Below are 13,510 nucleotides of genomic sequence, written 5' to 3'. Positions count from 1 at the left end.
TGAACGAACTGAAATCCGCGCCGCAATGGCCGCACTTCTTCACTACGTTCGCGCCGACCGGTTGCCGACCGTCCTTTATGAAACTGATCTGCGACGCTCTCGCTTCGGCGCGATGGTCATTGCAATACGCGCGACGGGTCGGGTAAGAGAACGACACACCGCACGCTTTGCATATGCAGTTACGCATCGTTTTTCACTCCCACATAAGCGATCGTCGTCATCCACTCGTCGGGGACGTTCACGTACTGGCACGGCTGACCCGTCTTTCCATCCCTGACCGTTAGGCGCTTGCTCACGCGCACCGCCCATGCGATTTTTCCTTCGACGTCTTTCGATCGATGACACACGAGCACCGCGAGCCCGAGCGCGAACGGCACGCCCGGCGCGCGGTTGATGTAGGCGAGTTGGCCGGGCAGCACATTCGTCGATCTCATTGCGGCATCTCCATGAGCGAGAGTTGTTCGACCTTCGGCGCTTCGGGTTCGAATAGCGACGTCTGACGCTGCGCGTCACTGATGCGCTTGCAGGCGATGTCGAAATACTTCGGCTCGCGCTCGATACCAATGAACGACCGACCGAGGCGTGCGGCAGCGACGCCGGTCGTTCCCGATCCCATGAAAGGGTCGAGAATCGATTCAGGCATGCCGGCAATCTGGATGCACCACTCCATAAGCGCAATTGGCTTTTGAGTCGGATGAACCTTGCCGCCGTCCATGTTCTGCGGGCGCATGCGGAAGATGCGTGCGACTGCATCGAAGTCGGTCCATGCAAGTTCGCAATCGGCAAAGTCCCGGCCTTCGTTCTGCTTGTCCCAAATCAGGAAACAGCGCGCTGGCGGGAGCTGAAAGTAGTTTCCACCCCAGTACAAGTGTTTCGCGCCGGCTGCCTGCATCAGCGATAAGTGCTCTTCGCCGATAGGCTCGTCATCCCAACTATCGGCCGCAAAGCCGCGCTCTTTGCTGATTCGGTTGCTCTTTGTGATGCTGATCCCATACGGCGGGTCGGTGATAACGGCGTCGACGCGATCAAGCGTCGGCAGGATTTCACAGCAATCGCCGAGATACAGCGTCGCGTCGCCGATGATTTCTTTTCTCATTGCGGCACCTTCGCCGGCTGCACCGGCTTGGTCCAATCGCGGCGCTTCACGCCGGTCACGATGTAGAACGGGTCGAAATCGGCGGGAATCATGCTTTTTCTCCAATGCGCTTGATGACAGACTCAGCGATCTCGAACGGGCACGGCTCGTCCGGATCGATCTTTCGGTCAAGCAGAGGCCTGTCGTCATCAGCTAGGAAGCCTTCGAGGCGGTTGTGATGGTCGGCGATGCCCGTTAATTGAGGCGCGCGGCTCGGGAAGTCGTTGCGCAGCTTGTAGCCGCGGTAGCGATTGACGAACTCGTTTCGGATAAACGGCCACTCGTCTTCGGTCTTCTCGTTGAGACTTACCCATCCGCCCATGTCGAGAATGACGCTCGCGATGATCGGGTCTGCAAACTTCGGCGCACCATACGGGCCGCTGCACCGAACAGCACGGTCGACTTCCGTCCACGCCACCAATCCGGAATCCTGCGTCGAGCCTTGAAGCATCTTCACGATGTCGGCAGGCTTGGGCAGAAACTGCCCCGAGTCGGGATTCACGACGTGGCGATTGATAGCGCCCGCCACAGCGGTGAAATCGAACGGCCGCATTGCCTCAATCCACACACGCCCGGCAAACGGCGAGAAATCGCGCTGGTAGAACGCATACACGTTCGACAGCATTTCGGTGAAACGGGAGATATCAGCCTGCTCCATGTGCGTACTCCTTCGCGAGTTCGTTTGCGATTTCGAGATTTCTGCGCTCAAGCGCCTCTTGCTTGTTGCCTGCGCCATTGGTTCGGACGAGAGAAGGACGCTGCGCACCGCGCACCTGAACGGCGCTGGCTTGCTTCGCCCAACTCTCAAGTTTCTTGACGATGTAGTTCACGGCGATCGCTTCGTTCGGCTTGGCCTCACGCGTCTCTGCGCAAGCAGCCTCAAGCGTGGCGAGATCAATGCCCTGCTGCGCCAGAGCGATCACGCTCGGATTGCTCGGCGTCGCCGGGATCGAGTACCGACGCATAACGACCGAGACGCTTGCAGGCGTCGTTTCTTCGCGCCCGCGTTCCTGTGTATTTGTTTTTTCTTGGGTTATGGGTAATGGATACTGGGTAGCATTCCGTTCGCATTGCTCGGAGGCATGCGTTTCGGATGCGTTCGCATATGCGTTCGCATCGGAATTAGCATTGCGTTCGGTCTTCGCCCACCGTGCATTCGCAGATGCTTGTGCCTTGCGTTGCTTCTCTTTCACGCGTTCGATCTCTGCATCTGCGCGCTTCTGACGAAAGCCGTCCGGCCCTTCTACGAAGAACGTCTCCAGAACAAAGTCCACGGCTTTCCGCTCGGCTGTGCTCATCGCGCGAGCAAGCCGGTACACGAGCTTTTTGTCGGCCGGCAGCGGGCGCTCGGTCTGGTAGTACTGATCGATCAGGCGGTTATAAGCGCCGTCTTCCAGCATCGAGAGACTGACCGTGTCTTTGATCCAGTCGCCAACGTGCTTGTCGTAGAAGTTCATGGTCGTCTCACTTCTCGGCCATGCCAGCAATGCGGCTCGTGAGCGAAACAACTGTCGTGATGTGTGCGAAGGCGCGGTCGTTTACCTTCTTCGCCTCGTGCGGCTCGACGCGGCCATCCGCTAGTGTCTTGACGATCTCAGCGCCTACATCACCATGTGTCGCTAGCGATTTCGCCATCAACTCGCAAACCTCTTGGTCGGCGCAATCCTCAGGCATTGGGATCTTCACGAGCGCCATTCCGGCCTGCTTCGCCCATGCTTCGAGCACGCGATAGTCATTGGCGAGATCGGCCATTCGAACCGCCTCGACAAGCGTCAGGTGATGTGTCGAGATATTCGGGTTGACCTTGTTTCGAAGAACCTGAGCACTGACACCCATGCGCGGCGCCAGAGACTCGCAACCACCGTCGTATTCGTGTGCGACGGCATGGGCGGTGTCGAGGATGTTCAATGTCTGCTCCAAACAAACGTGTTTTGTTGCGGCGCAGTAAGGAATAATCAGTTCCAGAGTCAGCGCCTGCGGGGAATCAGGCGAAGGCCATTAAGAGGGAAAGACTTCGCCAACACGTCGAAATCGACACCGGCTTGCCATCCAACTGCGCGGCCCGTCCAAAAATAGAAAAATGAAGCTCACTCAAAAGCGTGTTCGGCAGGCGATGTCAAACAGGCGCCGCCTCGGAATCAACGACAGCACCGGTCTTCCGATAGAACGCCCAATCGACATCCCCATTGAGCAGTTCGCTACGCTCACCAGTGAGCTGCTCAATGACCTTGCAGTGAGCGGGAGGAACACGGCCCCGCTTGCGCCAGTCTTGGATGACTTGGTAACCAGAAACCCCAATGGCATCAGCCATTGCGGACAGGGAAGCGAAGCGAGAGATGGCTCGCTCAAGGGCTTCGTTGGCGGTGGTCATGATTTGGTCCATGAGCCCGATTCTATGCAAGAAGTTCTTGCAGTGCAAGTCGATCTTGCATTTGCGCAAGCGAAACTTGCGAATACCATCATGGGCATGACAATCCATGACCGTATCTATCAGTTGCGTACGGCGTCGCGCCTGTCGCAAGAAGCGCTAGGCGAGATCGTTGGCGTCTCGTACCAGACAGTCCAGCAGTGGGAGAAAGGGAAAACTGCGCCGAGCCGCAAGCGCGTGGATGACGTGGCCAAAGCGCTGAACACGAGCGTCGAATACCTTCTCTTCGGGACTTCAAATGTTGCCCAAGCCGCAGATACTATTGCCGTAGGCGGCAAGAACGAGACAGGCAATGTCTCGAACATTCCTCAATATTCACTAGACAAAAACGAATTCCGTCCTGTCTACGTCATCGAGCGGCCGCCGGAGGGAATGCCTGAGAGACTATGGGACGGGGAAACACTGGTGGGAGCCACAGAACAATTTGCCGTACTCGCGACGTCTGACCCGCGAGCCTTTTTGATACCGATCGTCGATACGTCGATGGTTCCTAGGTTCAACCCTGGCGAGTTTGCACTCGTCGAGCCTGCGATCGAGGTCGACCTAGAGGATGACGTCTTGGTTCGACTGAAAACGGGAGAGACATTGCTGAAACGACTCGTGTCGCGCCGCGGCGGAGTGCAACTCTCTGCCTACAGTGAACCTGGGACCACCCTGCACGCCGAGGAAGAGATCAGCTGGATGTTCTATGTCGCTCATCCAGTCCCATCGAAAAAAATTAAGAGATAGACAGTGAGAAATAGCGCTCTATTTGCTGCAACGGCCCTGGCGTGCCTACCTGCGCTTGCGCAATCCCAAGCAAATCCGGCGGACATCGAGCCCGGGACGCTGGTCCAGTTTGCCCAAGCGGTACCCATATGCCTATCCCTGGAAGGCCTTCACGACATAACCCTCAGTCTTGCTAAAGGCGAGGACACGAAAGCAGATGCAATGCTCGCGGAATCAGGATCCCCTGACGCAGACTGCGTAATAAGCAACCCCAATACGAGATACAAGGTAATTTCAGTCCGACGTAATGAACAATGGCCTGCGATGTCCCTGATCGAGGTGGTCGGCGCCACTACTATCGCTCGTCACGGCGCATGGACTTTTGCCGGAGCTGCGGTGCCCTTACCTGAATCACCAAAACGGAAGTGATTCGCTCCTAAGTCGGATAACCCGCTACGGCGGGTTTTTTTTCGTCCTTCGATGCAAGTTTGTCTTGCAGTGCAAGTATTTCTTGTGTATCGTTCAGTCACGGTCGCAGCAAACGCAGCGGTCGTCGGATAGCCCGGCAACGTGAGTCGGGAATGCCTAGCCCGAGCTGCAATCGGTGCCGACCGGATGACCTGGCGAAATCGGAGCCAGCGACGCGACAGAGCCGAAAGCAGTTTCACTAGAGCGCCGCGGGTCGACGCTCCATTGAGACACGTCGAAACGGCGCGCTGAACGACGCGCACCAACCGGAGAGAAGAAAAATGGTACGCAAGCGAAAAATCGAGGTCGCATACAACGCTCGCGCTGAGAAATTCATTGTCAAGGTCAGCGGGAGAAAGGTGCATGAAACGATCCGCCTTTCCCATGCAATCGCTTTCGTCCAGGGCTACACGAAACGCGACGACATTAGCGAAAACGACCGCCTGCTTCGGTGGTACTTCTGAACGACGTGAAACGAGGAAAAGCATGGAATTTCCATATTACGTAATCAACGAAGAAACCTGGCAAGTGGCCGCAGGCTTCCACTCAGTGCTTGATGCCGATGCGATGGTCAAGCGATACAGCGCGAACGGCTCCTGCTTGCGCGCTGTTTCTGCTGATGAGGTGCGAAAGCATCACGAAGATAAATACGGCGTTTTCTAAAATCGCGCCCGGTTCGCCGGGCCACCCACGCAGGACAAGCCATGCGCACGCATACCTACGTGAACCTTCGTTACGGGATTCTGCACAGCGTCGACTTCGTCTGTACGAACGGACACAGAATTCACGAAGCCTTTTTTACCATCCACCTCGAAGACATCTGCTGGTGCTGACCATGAACCTAAACCGAACCATGAGCATGGGCGACTATGCGATCGACCGCGGACTCGCCGAGATGGACGCTGAAGAAGCGCGGCAAATCCGGGTGCAGAAATATATCAACGAACGCTCTGCCGAAATCCACGAGCGCCGGATGCAAAACATCACCACCGAAGACTTCATTCTCGCGCTCGAAATCATCTCGACGGTCCGGGATCAGGTCGCGACCCTTCAGCGAATGACGTACGCGGAAGACACGCAACTCGCGTTCACGCTGAAAGCGATGGTAGACGCTGCGCTCCTCTGGAACAGCATGGAGATCGCCGTCACCGAAGCGCGCGCAATGGAGTCTGAATCGCCGAGCCGGGAGCGCCACTGATGCGAACCGTCACCGATCAAGAACTGAACGACGCGCACGCATTCGGCGCGTATCTCGCGGCCTGCGCTGGCGCCGCGTTCCTCGTCGGCGTGATCGCCGCATTCTTTTCGTAGGCCACATGCGCGCGCTGCTGATGTACGCCGCGCTTTGCGGTTTCGCACTCCTCACGACGTTCCTTACCGTTTTCATCCTGCGGGGATAACCCATGTTCTCACGAGATTCCGCCCACTACCGTATGGCGCCGCGTTCGCTCCAGACGTCGAAGTTCGGACCGTATTCGGTCATCAGCATTCCGTCGCGCCGCTCGCGCATCGCGCCCGTTCTGTGGGCGATCGCATACGGCGTCGCGATCGGCGTCATTTGGTACGTCGCAGTTCTGGCGAGGGCGTGATGAGCGGACGCATCGAACAGATCATCGCGCTTCTGAAAGCGCGCGGGCCGATGACTTCTCGCCAGATCGCCGACGAGTTCGGCATCAGCGACAAGCGAATCGACAACCATCTGCGCACGTTCCGCCAGGAGAAGAAAGGTATCCGCATCACCGGATACGTGCAGATCGGACAGACCAAGCCGCATCGCCTGTACGGCATCGGCGACGCGCCGGACGCGCCGAGCCCGAGTCCGCGCCGCGCGCCGAGCGCCGTGAAACGCCTGAGGCGGCCGGCAAACATGACGCACGAGGAATATGTCGAGCGCAAGCGCTTGCAACACCTCGCCGCACAAATTCAACCGTTCCGCGACCCCATGATTTTTATGACAGCAGGGAGACAAGCAGTATGAGCGCAATTCTGATCGTCTGGATTCTGAGCGCCGTTTTCGTCATGGCGTTCGCGCGTGGGGCATTCGCATGAAGCGCGAATTCATTCCCGGCATCGTGCACGGCCTCAATATCGACGAGTACCACGCGATGCCCGCGATCAGTAAGTCGGGCCTCGACTCGATTGACCTGTCTCCCGCGATCTACTACGCGCGGCACCTTGATCCGAACCGGCCGCCGTCGCGCGAAAAGAGCGGACAACTCGAAGGCCACCTCGCGCACTGCGCGATCCTCGAACCGGAGGAGTTCGAGAAGCGGTACGTCATCGGTCCGACGCTCAACCGCAACACGAAGGAATGGAAGGCGTTCGTCGCGGCGAACCCCGAGCGCATCGCGATCCAGCATGACCAGTACGAGGCGGCGATTCGTCAGGCTGCATCAGTGCGCGCGCTGCCCGAGATCGGTGACGTGCTCGCGAGCGGTCAGCCTGAAGTGTCGGCGTTTTGGGTCGACGAGGAAACCGGCGCCGAATGCCGCTGTCGTCCCGATTTCGTGCATGACGCGACCAGCGACTCGGTCATCTTGCTCGACGTCAAGACCTTTTCCGACCCGAGCCCGAACGAGTTCGCGCGGCAATGCGGGCGCAAGGCGTACGCGAAGCAGGCGGCGCTATACACAGACGGTTACGAGAAGGCGAGCGGCAAAACGGTGCGTGGGTTCATCTTTCTCGCGGTCGGTAACGAATGGCCGTATGCCGCCGCCGCGATGATGCTCGACGAGGACAGTCTCGAAGCCGGACGTCGGCACTACAAGCGCAACCTGCGCACCTATGCCGAGTGCGTCAAAACGAACACATGGCCGGGCTTTTCCGACGGCATAACTCTAATCCGGCTCCCTCAGTGGGCGCTAACCAACGAGGAATAAAAACGTGGCAAACACAACCAGCATTGCAAGCCTGAAGCAGACGTCGAAGATGGTCGCGCGCGACGCCGGAATCAGCAACGTCAAGACGTTTTTCGAGTCGCAGAAGGCGACGCTCGCGGCCGTCCTGCCGAAGCATGTCAGCCCCGACCGGATGCTGAAGATCGCGCTCGGCGCGCTGCGCACGACGCCGAAACTGATGGAATGCACGGTCGAGTCTCTGATGGGCGCAGTCGTGCAGTGCTCGCAGCTCGGCCTCGAACCGAACACGCCGCTCGGTCACGCCTATCTGATCCCGTTCGAGAAGAAGAAGAAGTCGGGCAATCAGTGGGTCACGGACAAGGTCGAGACGCAGATCGTGATCGGGTACAAGGGATTGATCGATCTCGCGCGCCGATCGGGCCAAGTCGTGAGCATCGCCGCGCATGCCGTACACGAAGGCGACACGTTCGACTACGCGTACGGCCTCGACGAAAAGCTCGAACACAAGCCGGCCATGACGAACCGAGGCCGCGTGATCGCGTTCTATGCAGTGGCGAAACTCGTCGGCGGCGGCCATGCGTTCGAAGTCATGAGCGCCGAGCAGGTGAACGAGATCCGCGACGCGAGCCAGAACTACAAGTTCGCGCGCGACAAAGAGAAAACGGTGTGGGGCCAGCACTACGAGGAAATGGGCCGCAAGACGGTGCTGCGCCGCCTGTTCAAGTATCTGCCGGTCAGCATCGAACTGGCGACCGCCGCAGCGATCGATGACGTCGGCGCGCGCGGCACGTCGCAGGCGCTCGACACGGTGCTCGACGGCGAGGGTTACATCACGCCGAGCGACGATGCCGACGGGTTCGCAGGCGAGACGGTCGACCAGCAGACCGGCGAGATCACCGACCAGCGCGCGCAGCAGCAAGAGATGACGATCACCTATGCCGACATGCTGGCGCTCGTGCAGAAGGCGAACACGGTCGACTCGCTCGATCTCGTGATGGATAGCGCACGCGACCTGCCGCCGAACGAGCTCGCAAAGCTCGAACAGGCATACGAAGACCGCCGCGAAGTGTTGCTCGGCGCGTAATCCACACCGCGGCGCCGCGCGCGCCGCTCCCAGGAGCAACAAAATGAAACGCCTCTTTCTCGCGGCATGCGCCGCCCTGCTTGCGACAAGCGCGCACGCGACGATCCTGATGTACACGCAAAACGAAGCCGGCGGGACGATCCAATTCTCCGACATGCCGTGCAGCAAACTCGACGGCATCCCGCAACTGGCCGGCCGAGAAGGCTTGACGAGCGTGATCGTCGACTCGGCCGGTCGCCCGACGGCATTCGGCTGCTACTCGTACAACGAGCCGAACATCGTCGTCTTATGGCAGAGCGGCGCGCAACGCTGGTACAACCCGGCCGGCATCAGCATGACGGCCGCCGGGAAAAAACTTTTCGAGTCGCGCAAGGCGAGCTACTAGGTGATCCGCCACCTTTCCCCATTCCGCGCGCTGCTCGATTCCCTTGCCGCGCTCGGCAAAGCGCAGACCGCCACGACACCGCTTATCCATCGCGCATCAGCCTCGTTCGCCGAGGTGATCGCGCAGGTAACAGGCGAGCGGTGCAGCGTGATGATTGGACAGACTGTTATTGCGAGAGAACATGAGCCAAGAACACATCGAATGTGAATGTCCTGAATGCGGCGCGCCCTGCCTCGTGGACGATGGGAACTACGTTGCGATTTCTGCGTTGCCGGCGCCTTCCGCAACGGTTGATCTTTCGAAAGCGGCCGATGAACTCGAAGCGGAATACCTGAAGGTTGCAAACGGCGAAATCAAAGTGTCGAAGATGCGTCTTGAGCCGCTTGTGCGCGCTGTGCAAGCCATGCGTGCCGCCTCGTGATCGCCAGAGACGATATAGGAGAGAACATGACCGACAAAGAGATCGAAGCATTGTGGCTCCAAGTTACCGGGTTCAACGCTGACGACGAGCGCGCAGATATTGCCGGCTTCGCCCGCGCGCTTCTCGCATCCTCCGCTCTCGACGCGGGTGCAGAGATTGACCCGTTGAGCGACGAAGGCCAGCGCGCGCTTTACCTGCGATCGCCGGTAGAAGCCGCCACCCCGAGCGCAGAGCCGAGCGCGCTGACTGACGCGCAGATCAAAGAACTGTTCGTCAAAAACTTTGACGACTGCGGAGATTTTCTGTCGTTCGCCCGCGCCGTTCTCGCCGCACGTTCGGCGCAAGCATCGCCTGCTGCGCCGTCGAGAAAGATCTACGGTTCTGGAGTGATCGACGCTATCGAGGACTTCGCGCCGGTCCCACCTGCTGCGACGTCGAGCGATGCGCGGGACGCGGCGCGGTATCGCGCGCTGAAGGCATTCGCGCACCACAGCTATAACCAGAAGGTCGAGAGCGTCGGCCACGGCGCGTCACTGTGGAAAGAGCACTTCATCACGGTTCACGCGGGATCGTGGGAAGAACTGGACTCGCACATCGACGCCGCAATCGCCGCGCAGGAGAAAGCGCCGACTAAAGAGGGTTAGCACACATGGTTCGACATGTGACCGTAGATAAAATGGCGGCCGATACGGGGTACACCGTGGGGGCCATTTATAAAAAATGCAACGACGGGATCTGGCCTGAAGGCGTGGTTTGGCACAAAGCGCCCGACGGCCGGATTCTTATTGACACAGAGGCATACGATAAATGGGTCGTGACGGGAGGGGTGTTAAACCGATCTCGAAGTCGAGTATCGAAATCACGTTCATCTACAAAGGAAAGCGCTGCCGGGAGCGAATCCCGCTGCCGCCTACAGCCGCTAACCTGAAGCGCGCCGAGCATCACCGGGCCGCCATCCTTTACGAAATCTCGCGCGGCACATTCGATTACGCGCAAGTCTTTCCCAACTCGCCGCGCGCAGCAACGACCGAACTCGCCGGCCAGACCGCCGAAACCGTCGCCGCCTATCTCGAACGCTGGCTCGAAATCAAAAAGACACAGATCGCCGCCAGCACGCACCGCAGTTATCACAGCATCATATTCGGCCAGGTCATCCCCCGGTTCGGGAAGATGCGCCTCGCCGAGCTGCGCCGCGCGCACCTGAAGGAATGGCTCGCGACGATCGACGACCAGCAGAAAAAGAAGGTGACGAACAAGCGCCTCGCGAATATTCAAAGCTGCCTGCGCAGCGCGCTTTCCGACGCGGTCGCCGACGAAATCCTCGACGTCAATCCACTCGCCGGGTTCACGTTCGAGCGCAACGAAGCGCCGCGCGAGCAGGATCACGCTGATCCGCTCGACGCCGACGAGCAGGCGGCCGTCATCGCCGCAGCGCGCGATCCGCAGATCGCGAACCTGTTTCGATTCGCCTTCTGGACCGGCATGCGCACGAGCGAACTCATCGCGCTCGACTGGTCCGACGTCGACTGGCAGCGCGGCACCGTGCGCGTGCGAAAGGCGATGACGCGCGCGGCGAAGGGTACGGCCGAGGACACAAAGACGCTCGCCGGGCGCCGCGACGTGAAGCTACTCGGGCCGGCGCTCGCCGCGCTCGAAGCGCAGAAGGCGCACACGCTGCTCGCGAACGGTGCGGTCTTTCACAATCCCGGTTGGCGCGGCGGCGAGTCGGGCCGATGGAAAGGCGACGATCAGATATGGGAAGCGTGGCGTACGACGCTCAAACGCGCGGGCGTGCGCTATCGGAACCCGTACCAGACGCGGCACACGTTCGCATCGATGATGCTGTCGGCGGGCGAACATCCGATGTGGGTCGCGCGGCAGATGGGGCACTCCGATACAACGTCGATCATGCGCAATTACGGGCGCTGGATTCCGTCGTCGAACCCGGATGCAGGCGGGAAAGCGGTCGCCATGTTCTCGGCGGGCGATAATGGGAAACTCGGGAAGACTGGATAGGAGTAGACGATGACTGATGAGCAGATCGACGAATGGATCAACAGAACGTCCGAGTGGACCGAGCAGGTAGGAACCGCCGTTCCGGTCGATGTCGTTCGACAAATTGTCGCCGCTGTGAGCGCGGAGCAAGACCGAGACGCCGCGCGGTATCGGTGGCTTCGCACCCAGCAAGCGCAACGCGCCGATGATTACGACAAGGCCGTCGACGACGCAATCGCCAAGTACGAGCAGCAGATTGCGTGCTGACAGAATGACAGCATAGCGCCAGCCATCCCGCGTAAACCCAAGCACAGCAAGGCACCGAGGGGGTTCGAGTCCCCCTCCTCGCACCACTCCCCCCACCGCTCGTTCAGAGCGCCTACAGCGCGATGTCGCTCAGTTCGACCATCATCACTTCGCCCTTCTCCTGCGATCGTCCCGCGAAGTCCACGCCCGTCTGATTCATCAGCTTCCTGATCTCTTCCGGCACGCGCTCGCTGGCACGCGCCGCGGCAATCGGCCGGTCAAGGTTCGATAGAAACTGGCGCACGCTCGACGGCGGCAAGTACACGAACACGTTGAGCGGATACGACGCTTTCGCGTCCGCGCGACGCGCCGCCGTGATGTGCAGCCCGGGCGTCGGCGAGACGCTCATCTGACGCGGGCATACGCGAAAATCGAAGCCGAGGCCCGTTGCCACGCTCCTCACGATGAGCGGCAGGCACTTGTCTCCGAACTGTTTGTTTTCCGTTTTGCTGAGCGGCATGGCTGCTGTCTCCGTTGGTCTCGCGCTTGTGCGTGTTTCGCGCAGTGTTGCGCGGGCCGTTCGCCGCGTCGGTGGGTCGGCGCACACGCGATGGCAGCGCGGCGCGGGCGGCCGCTAATGGCGCGCCGCGATAAAATGAGCGCCCGCCTCGCTCGACGCCTTGTGAAACCGCGAGCACAGAACAACCTATCGCCTTCCCCACCACAAGCTTCCCGTCCGTGAATTTCGACGACTATTGCCAGCAAAAGGCCGCTCCCGAAGGCTCAGGCACCTACTACGCGCTGCGCCGGGCCCCGGCCGCGCGTCAGCCGCTTCTCACCGCCCTCTACGCGCTCTATCGCGAACTGGAGGAAACGGTGAAGGAGACGAGCGATCCGACCATCGGCCGCACCAAACATGTGTGGTGGCAGAGCGAACTCGAGCGGCTCTATCTCGGCGAGCCGACGCATCCGGTCACGAAGGCGCTGCAAGCTCATGCCGATGGGAGCGGCGTGCTCGACGAAGAAGGCCGCGCCGCGCTGGCGATGCTCGTCGACGGTTTCTCGATGGACCTGGATCAGGCGCGCTATCTGGACTGGCCGGGCCTGCGGCGCTATCTGGACCAGACGGGCGGCGCGTTCGCGACCGCCGTCGCGCGTGCCACCGCGCGTCCGACCGCGCGTGACGACGTGTCGTCGTGGGCCGCGCCGCTCGGCTCAGCGCTGCTGCTTGCCGAACGCGTGCAGGAAATCGGCGACGACGCGCGCAACGGCCGCGTCTACGTGCCCATCGACGAGTTGCAGCGGTTCAATGTCACGGCGGCGGATATCATCAACCGCAAGTACAGTGACGCTTTCACCGAACTGATGCGCTTTCAGACCGAGCGCGCGCGCCGCTCGCTCGACGAGGCGCTTGCCGCCATCCCGCCCGCCGAGCGTGCCTCGCAGCGCGCGTTGCGGGCACAGGCGGCGCTGTCGCTGGCCCGCTTCGACGAGATCGAGCGCGAAGGCTTCAAAGTGTTGCACCAGCGCATTACGCTCACGCCGATCCGCAAGCTCTGGATCACGTGGCGCACGCGCTGAGTGGGATGCTCATGCGTGCCCGACCGGCAGCGGCGCGGCCACCGCTTGCGAACATTGGCGATCTTGGTGAGCATGAATCGAACGCGCGGATAACGGCAGCGGCGCGAACGGCCGCTCAAAAACGGCGCACGCGCTAAGCGAGAACCTCATGCGCGCATGCGCAGCGGCTGCGCGAACGTCCGGCCAGCAACCGTTGCGCAC

Annotated in this window: 19 protein-coding genes and 1 pseudogene; 13 read left to right on the top strand and 7 right to left on the bottom strand. The window is 60.4% G+C overall.

Annotated features, from left to right (window positions below; translation table 11 throughout):
• Positions 1-179 precede the first annotated feature (179 nt).
• The 5 genes from NCR35_RS08115 to NCR35_RS08095 form a co-directional block, all read right to left on the bottom strand.
• Positions 180-434, bottom strand: a complete 255-nt coding sequence (locus tag NCR35_RS08115) for a hypothetical protein (protein WP_250533961.1) — start codon at positions 432-434, stop codon at positions 180-182.
• Positions 431-1,096, bottom strand: coding sequence for a DNA-methyltransferase (locus tag NCR35_RS08110; protein ID WP_250533960.1), 666 nt, complete (start codon positions 1,094-1,096; stop codon positions 431-433). Before NCR35_RS08110 ends, NCR35_RS08115 begins: the two co-directional genes overlap by 4 nt.
• A gap of 88 nt (positions 1,097-1,184) precedes the next feature.
• A complete protein-coding gene (locus NCR35_RS08105; RefSeq protein WP_250533959.1) occupies positions 1,185-1,793 on the bottom strand; it encodes a DUF6475 domain-containing protein in 609 nt (202 codons plus the stop codon).
• On the bottom strand, positions 1,780-2,592 hold the full coding sequence (locus NCR35_RS08100; protein ID WP_250533958.1) for a YdaU family protein: 813 nt from the start codon (positions 2,590-2,592) through the stop codon (positions 1,780-1,782). Before NCR35_RS08100 ends, NCR35_RS08105 begins: the two co-directional genes overlap by 14 nt.
• 7 nt (positions 2,593-2,599) lie before the next feature.
• Entirely contained in the window at positions 2,600-3,043 is a 444-nt protein-coding gene (locus tag NCR35_RS08095; protein WP_250533957.1) for a phage regulatory CII family protein, read from the bottom strand.
• A 172-nt stretch (positions 3,044-3,215) separates the two neighbouring features.
• On the opposite strand from NCR35_RS08095, the gene NCR35_RS08085 reads away from it, so the two are divergent.
• Entirely contained in the window at positions 3,216-4,292 is a 1,077-nt protein-coding gene (locus NCR35_RS08085) for a helix-turn-helix domain-containing protein (protein ID WP_502801658.1), read from the top strand.
• A gap of 344 nt (positions 4,293-4,636) precedes the next feature.
• On the opposite strand, the gene NCR35_RS08080 is transcribed toward NCR35_RS08085, so the two are convergent.
• Complete coding sequence (locus tag NCR35_RS08080; protein ID WP_250533956.1) at positions 4,637-5,227, bottom strand: hypothetical protein; 591 nt, start codon at positions 5,225-5,227, stop codon at positions 4,637-4,639.
• Here NCR35_RS08080 and NCR35_RS08075 point away from each other — a divergent pair.
• The 11 genes and pseudogenes from NCR35_RS08075 to NCR35_RS08030 all read left to right on the top strand — a co-directional run bounded on the left by NCR35_RS08075 (position 5,226) and on the right by NCR35_RS08030 (position 11,749).
• Complete coding sequence (locus NCR35_RS08075) at positions 5,226-5,402, top strand: hypothetical protein (protein WP_250533955.1); 177 nt, start codon at positions 5,226-5,228, stop codon at positions 5,400-5,402. The two genes, NCR35_RS08080 and NCR35_RS08075, sit on opposite strands and share 2 nt — an antisense overlap.
• 172 nt (positions 5,403-5,574) lie before the next feature.
• Complete coding sequence (locus tag NCR35_RS08070; protein WP_250533954.1) at positions 5,575-5,937, top strand: hypothetical protein; 363 nt, start codon at positions 5,575-5,577, stop codon at positions 5,935-5,937.
• Between the two features lie 147 nt (positions 5,938-6,084).
• Positions 6,085-6,717 (top strand): ArsR family transcriptional regulator, encoded by a 633-nt coding sequence (locus tag NCR35_RS08065; protein ID WP_250533953.1) that lies wholly within the window; start codon positions 6,085-6,087, stop codon positions 6,715-6,717.
• 67 nt (positions 6,718-6,784) lie between these two features.
• On the top strand, positions 6,785-7,618 hold the full coding sequence (locus NCR35_RS08060) for a PD-(D/E)XK nuclease-like domain-containing protein (protein WP_250533952.1): 834 nt from the start codon (positions 6,785-6,787) through the stop codon (positions 7,616-7,618).
• 4 nt (positions 7,619-7,622) lie between these two features.
• Complete coding sequence (gene recT, locus NCR35_RS08055) at positions 7,623-8,681, top strand: recombination protein RecT (protein ID WP_250533951.1); 1,059 nt, start codon at positions 7,623-7,625, stop codon at positions 8,679-8,681.
• A gap of 43 nt (positions 8,682-8,724) precedes the next feature.
• Positions 8,725-9,066: a hypothetical protein gene (locus NCR35_RS08050; RefSeq protein WP_250533950.1), complete on the top strand. Its 342-nt coding sequence runs from the start codon at positions 8,725-8,727 to the stop codon at positions 9,064-9,066.
• 181 nt (positions 9,067-9,247) lie between these two features.
• Entirely contained in the window at positions 9,248-9,487 is a 240-nt protein-coding gene (locus NCR35_RS08045; protein ID WP_250533949.1) for a hypothetical protein, read from the top strand.
• Positions 9,488-9,513: 26 nt separating this feature from the next.
• The gene (locus tag NCR35_RS08040; RefSeq protein WP_250533948.1) at positions 9,514-10,131 is read left to right on the top strand and encodes a hypothetical protein; all 618 of its coding nucleotides are present in this window, start codon (positions 9,514-9,516) and stop codon (positions 10,129-10,131) included.
• Between the two features lie 5 nt (positions 10,132-10,136).
• Positions 10,137-10,241, top strand: a pseudogene (locus NCR35_RS30075) (excisionase); the annotation flags it as partial.
• A 53-nt stretch (positions 10,242-10,294) separates the two neighbouring features.
• The gene (locus NCR35_RS08035) at positions 10,295-11,503 is read left to right on the top strand and encodes a site-specific integrase (RefSeq protein ID WP_250533947.1); all 1,209 of its coding nucleotides are present in this window, start codon (positions 10,295-10,297) and stop codon (positions 11,501-11,503) included.
• Between the two features lie 9 nt (positions 11,504-11,512).
• Positions 11,513-11,749, top strand: coding sequence for a hypothetical protein (locus NCR35_RS08030; RefSeq protein ID WP_250533946.1), 237 nt, complete (start codon positions 11,513-11,515; stop codon positions 11,747-11,749).
• Between the two features lie 112 nt (positions 11,750-11,861).
• Here NCR35_RS08030 and NCR35_RS08025 read toward each other — a convergent pair whose 3' ends face one another.
• Positions 11,862-12,248: a hypothetical protein gene (locus tag NCR35_RS08025; RefSeq protein WP_244848614.1), complete on the bottom strand. Its 387-nt coding sequence runs from the start codon at positions 12,246-12,248 to the stop codon at positions 11,862-11,864.
• 218 nt (positions 12,249-12,466) lie between these two features.
• Between NCR35_RS08025 and NCR35_RS08020 the strand changes: the two genes are divergently transcribed.
• Positions 12,467-13,309, top strand: a complete 843-nt coding sequence (locus NCR35_RS08020; protein ID WP_250533945.1) for a squalene/phytoene synthase family protein — start codon at positions 12,467-12,469, stop codon at positions 13,307-13,309.
• Positions 13,310-13,510: the final 201 nt, after the last annotated feature.

Origin of the sequence: Caballeronia sp. AZ10_KS36 (genome assembly GCF_023631105.1) — a bacterium.
In the GTDB taxonomy this organism is placed as follows: domain Bacteria; phylum Pseudomonadota; class Gammaproteobacteria; order Burkholderiales; family Burkholderiaceae; genus Caballeronia.
This window is presented reverse-complemented; position numbering and strand designations above follow the sequence as displayed.

What these genes read in the sequence shown, in the direction of transcription:
- NCR35_RS08040 (WP_250533948.1), top strand. Translation starts at nt 9,514, where the DNA reads ATGACCGACAAAGAGATCGAAGCATTGTGGCTCCAAGTTACCGGGTTC.
- NCR35_RS08050 (WP_250533950.1), top strand. Translation starts at nt 8,725, where the DNA reads ATGAAACGCCTCTTTCTCGCGGCATGCGCCGCCCTGCTTGCGACAAGC.
- NCR35_RS08060 (WP_250533952.1), top strand. Translation starts at nt 6,785, where the DNA reads ATGAAGCGCGAATTCATTCCCGGCATCGTGCACGGCCTCAATATCGAC.
- NCR35_RS08105 (WP_250533959.1), bottom strand. Translation starts at nt 1,793, where the DNA reads ATGGAGCAGGCTGATATCTCCCGTTTCACCGAAATGCTGTCGAACGTG.
- NCR35_RS08025 (WP_244848614.1), bottom strand. Translation starts at nt 12,248, where the DNA reads ATGCCGCTCAGCAAAACGGAAAACAAACAGTTCGGAGACAAGTGCCTG.
- NCR35_RS08080 (WP_250533956.1), bottom strand. Translation starts at nt 5,227, where the DNA reads ATGCTTTTCCTCGTTTCACGTCGTTCAGAAGTACCACCGAAGCAGGCG.
- NCR35_RS08045 (WP_250533949.1), top strand. Translation starts at nt 9,248, where the DNA reads ATGAGCCAAGAACACATCGAATGTGAATGTCCTGAATGCGGCGCGCCC.
- NCR35_RS08075 (WP_250533955.1), top strand. Translation starts at nt 5,226, where the DNA reads ATGGAATTTCCATATTACGTAATCAACGAAGAAACCTGGCAAGTGGCC.
- NCR35_RS08085 (WP_502801658.1), top strand. Translation starts at nt 3,216, where the DNA reads ATGAAGCTCACTCAAAAGCGTGTTCGGCAGGCGATGTCAAACAGGCGC.
- NCR35_RS08100 (WP_250533958.1), bottom strand. Translation starts at nt 2,592, where the DNA reads ATGAACTTCTACGACAAGCACGTTGGCGACTGGATCAAAGACACGGTC.
- NCR35_RS08115 (WP_250533961.1), bottom strand. Translation starts at nt 434, where the DNA reads ATGAGATCGACGAATGTGCTGCCCGGCCAACTCGCCTACATCAACCGC.
- NCR35_RS08035 (WP_250533947.1), top strand. Translation starts at nt 10,295, where the DNA reads ATGGGTCGTGACGGGAGGGGTGTTAAACCGATCTCGAAGTCGAGTATC.
- NCR35_RS08110 (WP_250533960.1), bottom strand. Translation starts at nt 1,096, where the DNA reads ATGAGAAAAGAAATCATCGGCGACGCGACGCTGTATCTCGGCGATTGC.
- NCR35_RS08030 (WP_250533946.1), top strand. Translation starts at nt 11,513, where the DNA reads ATGACTGATGAGCAGATCGACGAATGGATCAACAGAACGTCCGAGTGG.
- NCR35_RS08070 (WP_250533954.1), top strand. Translation starts at nt 5,575, where the DNA reads ATGAACCTAAACCGAACCATGAGCATGGGCGACTATGCGATCGACCGC.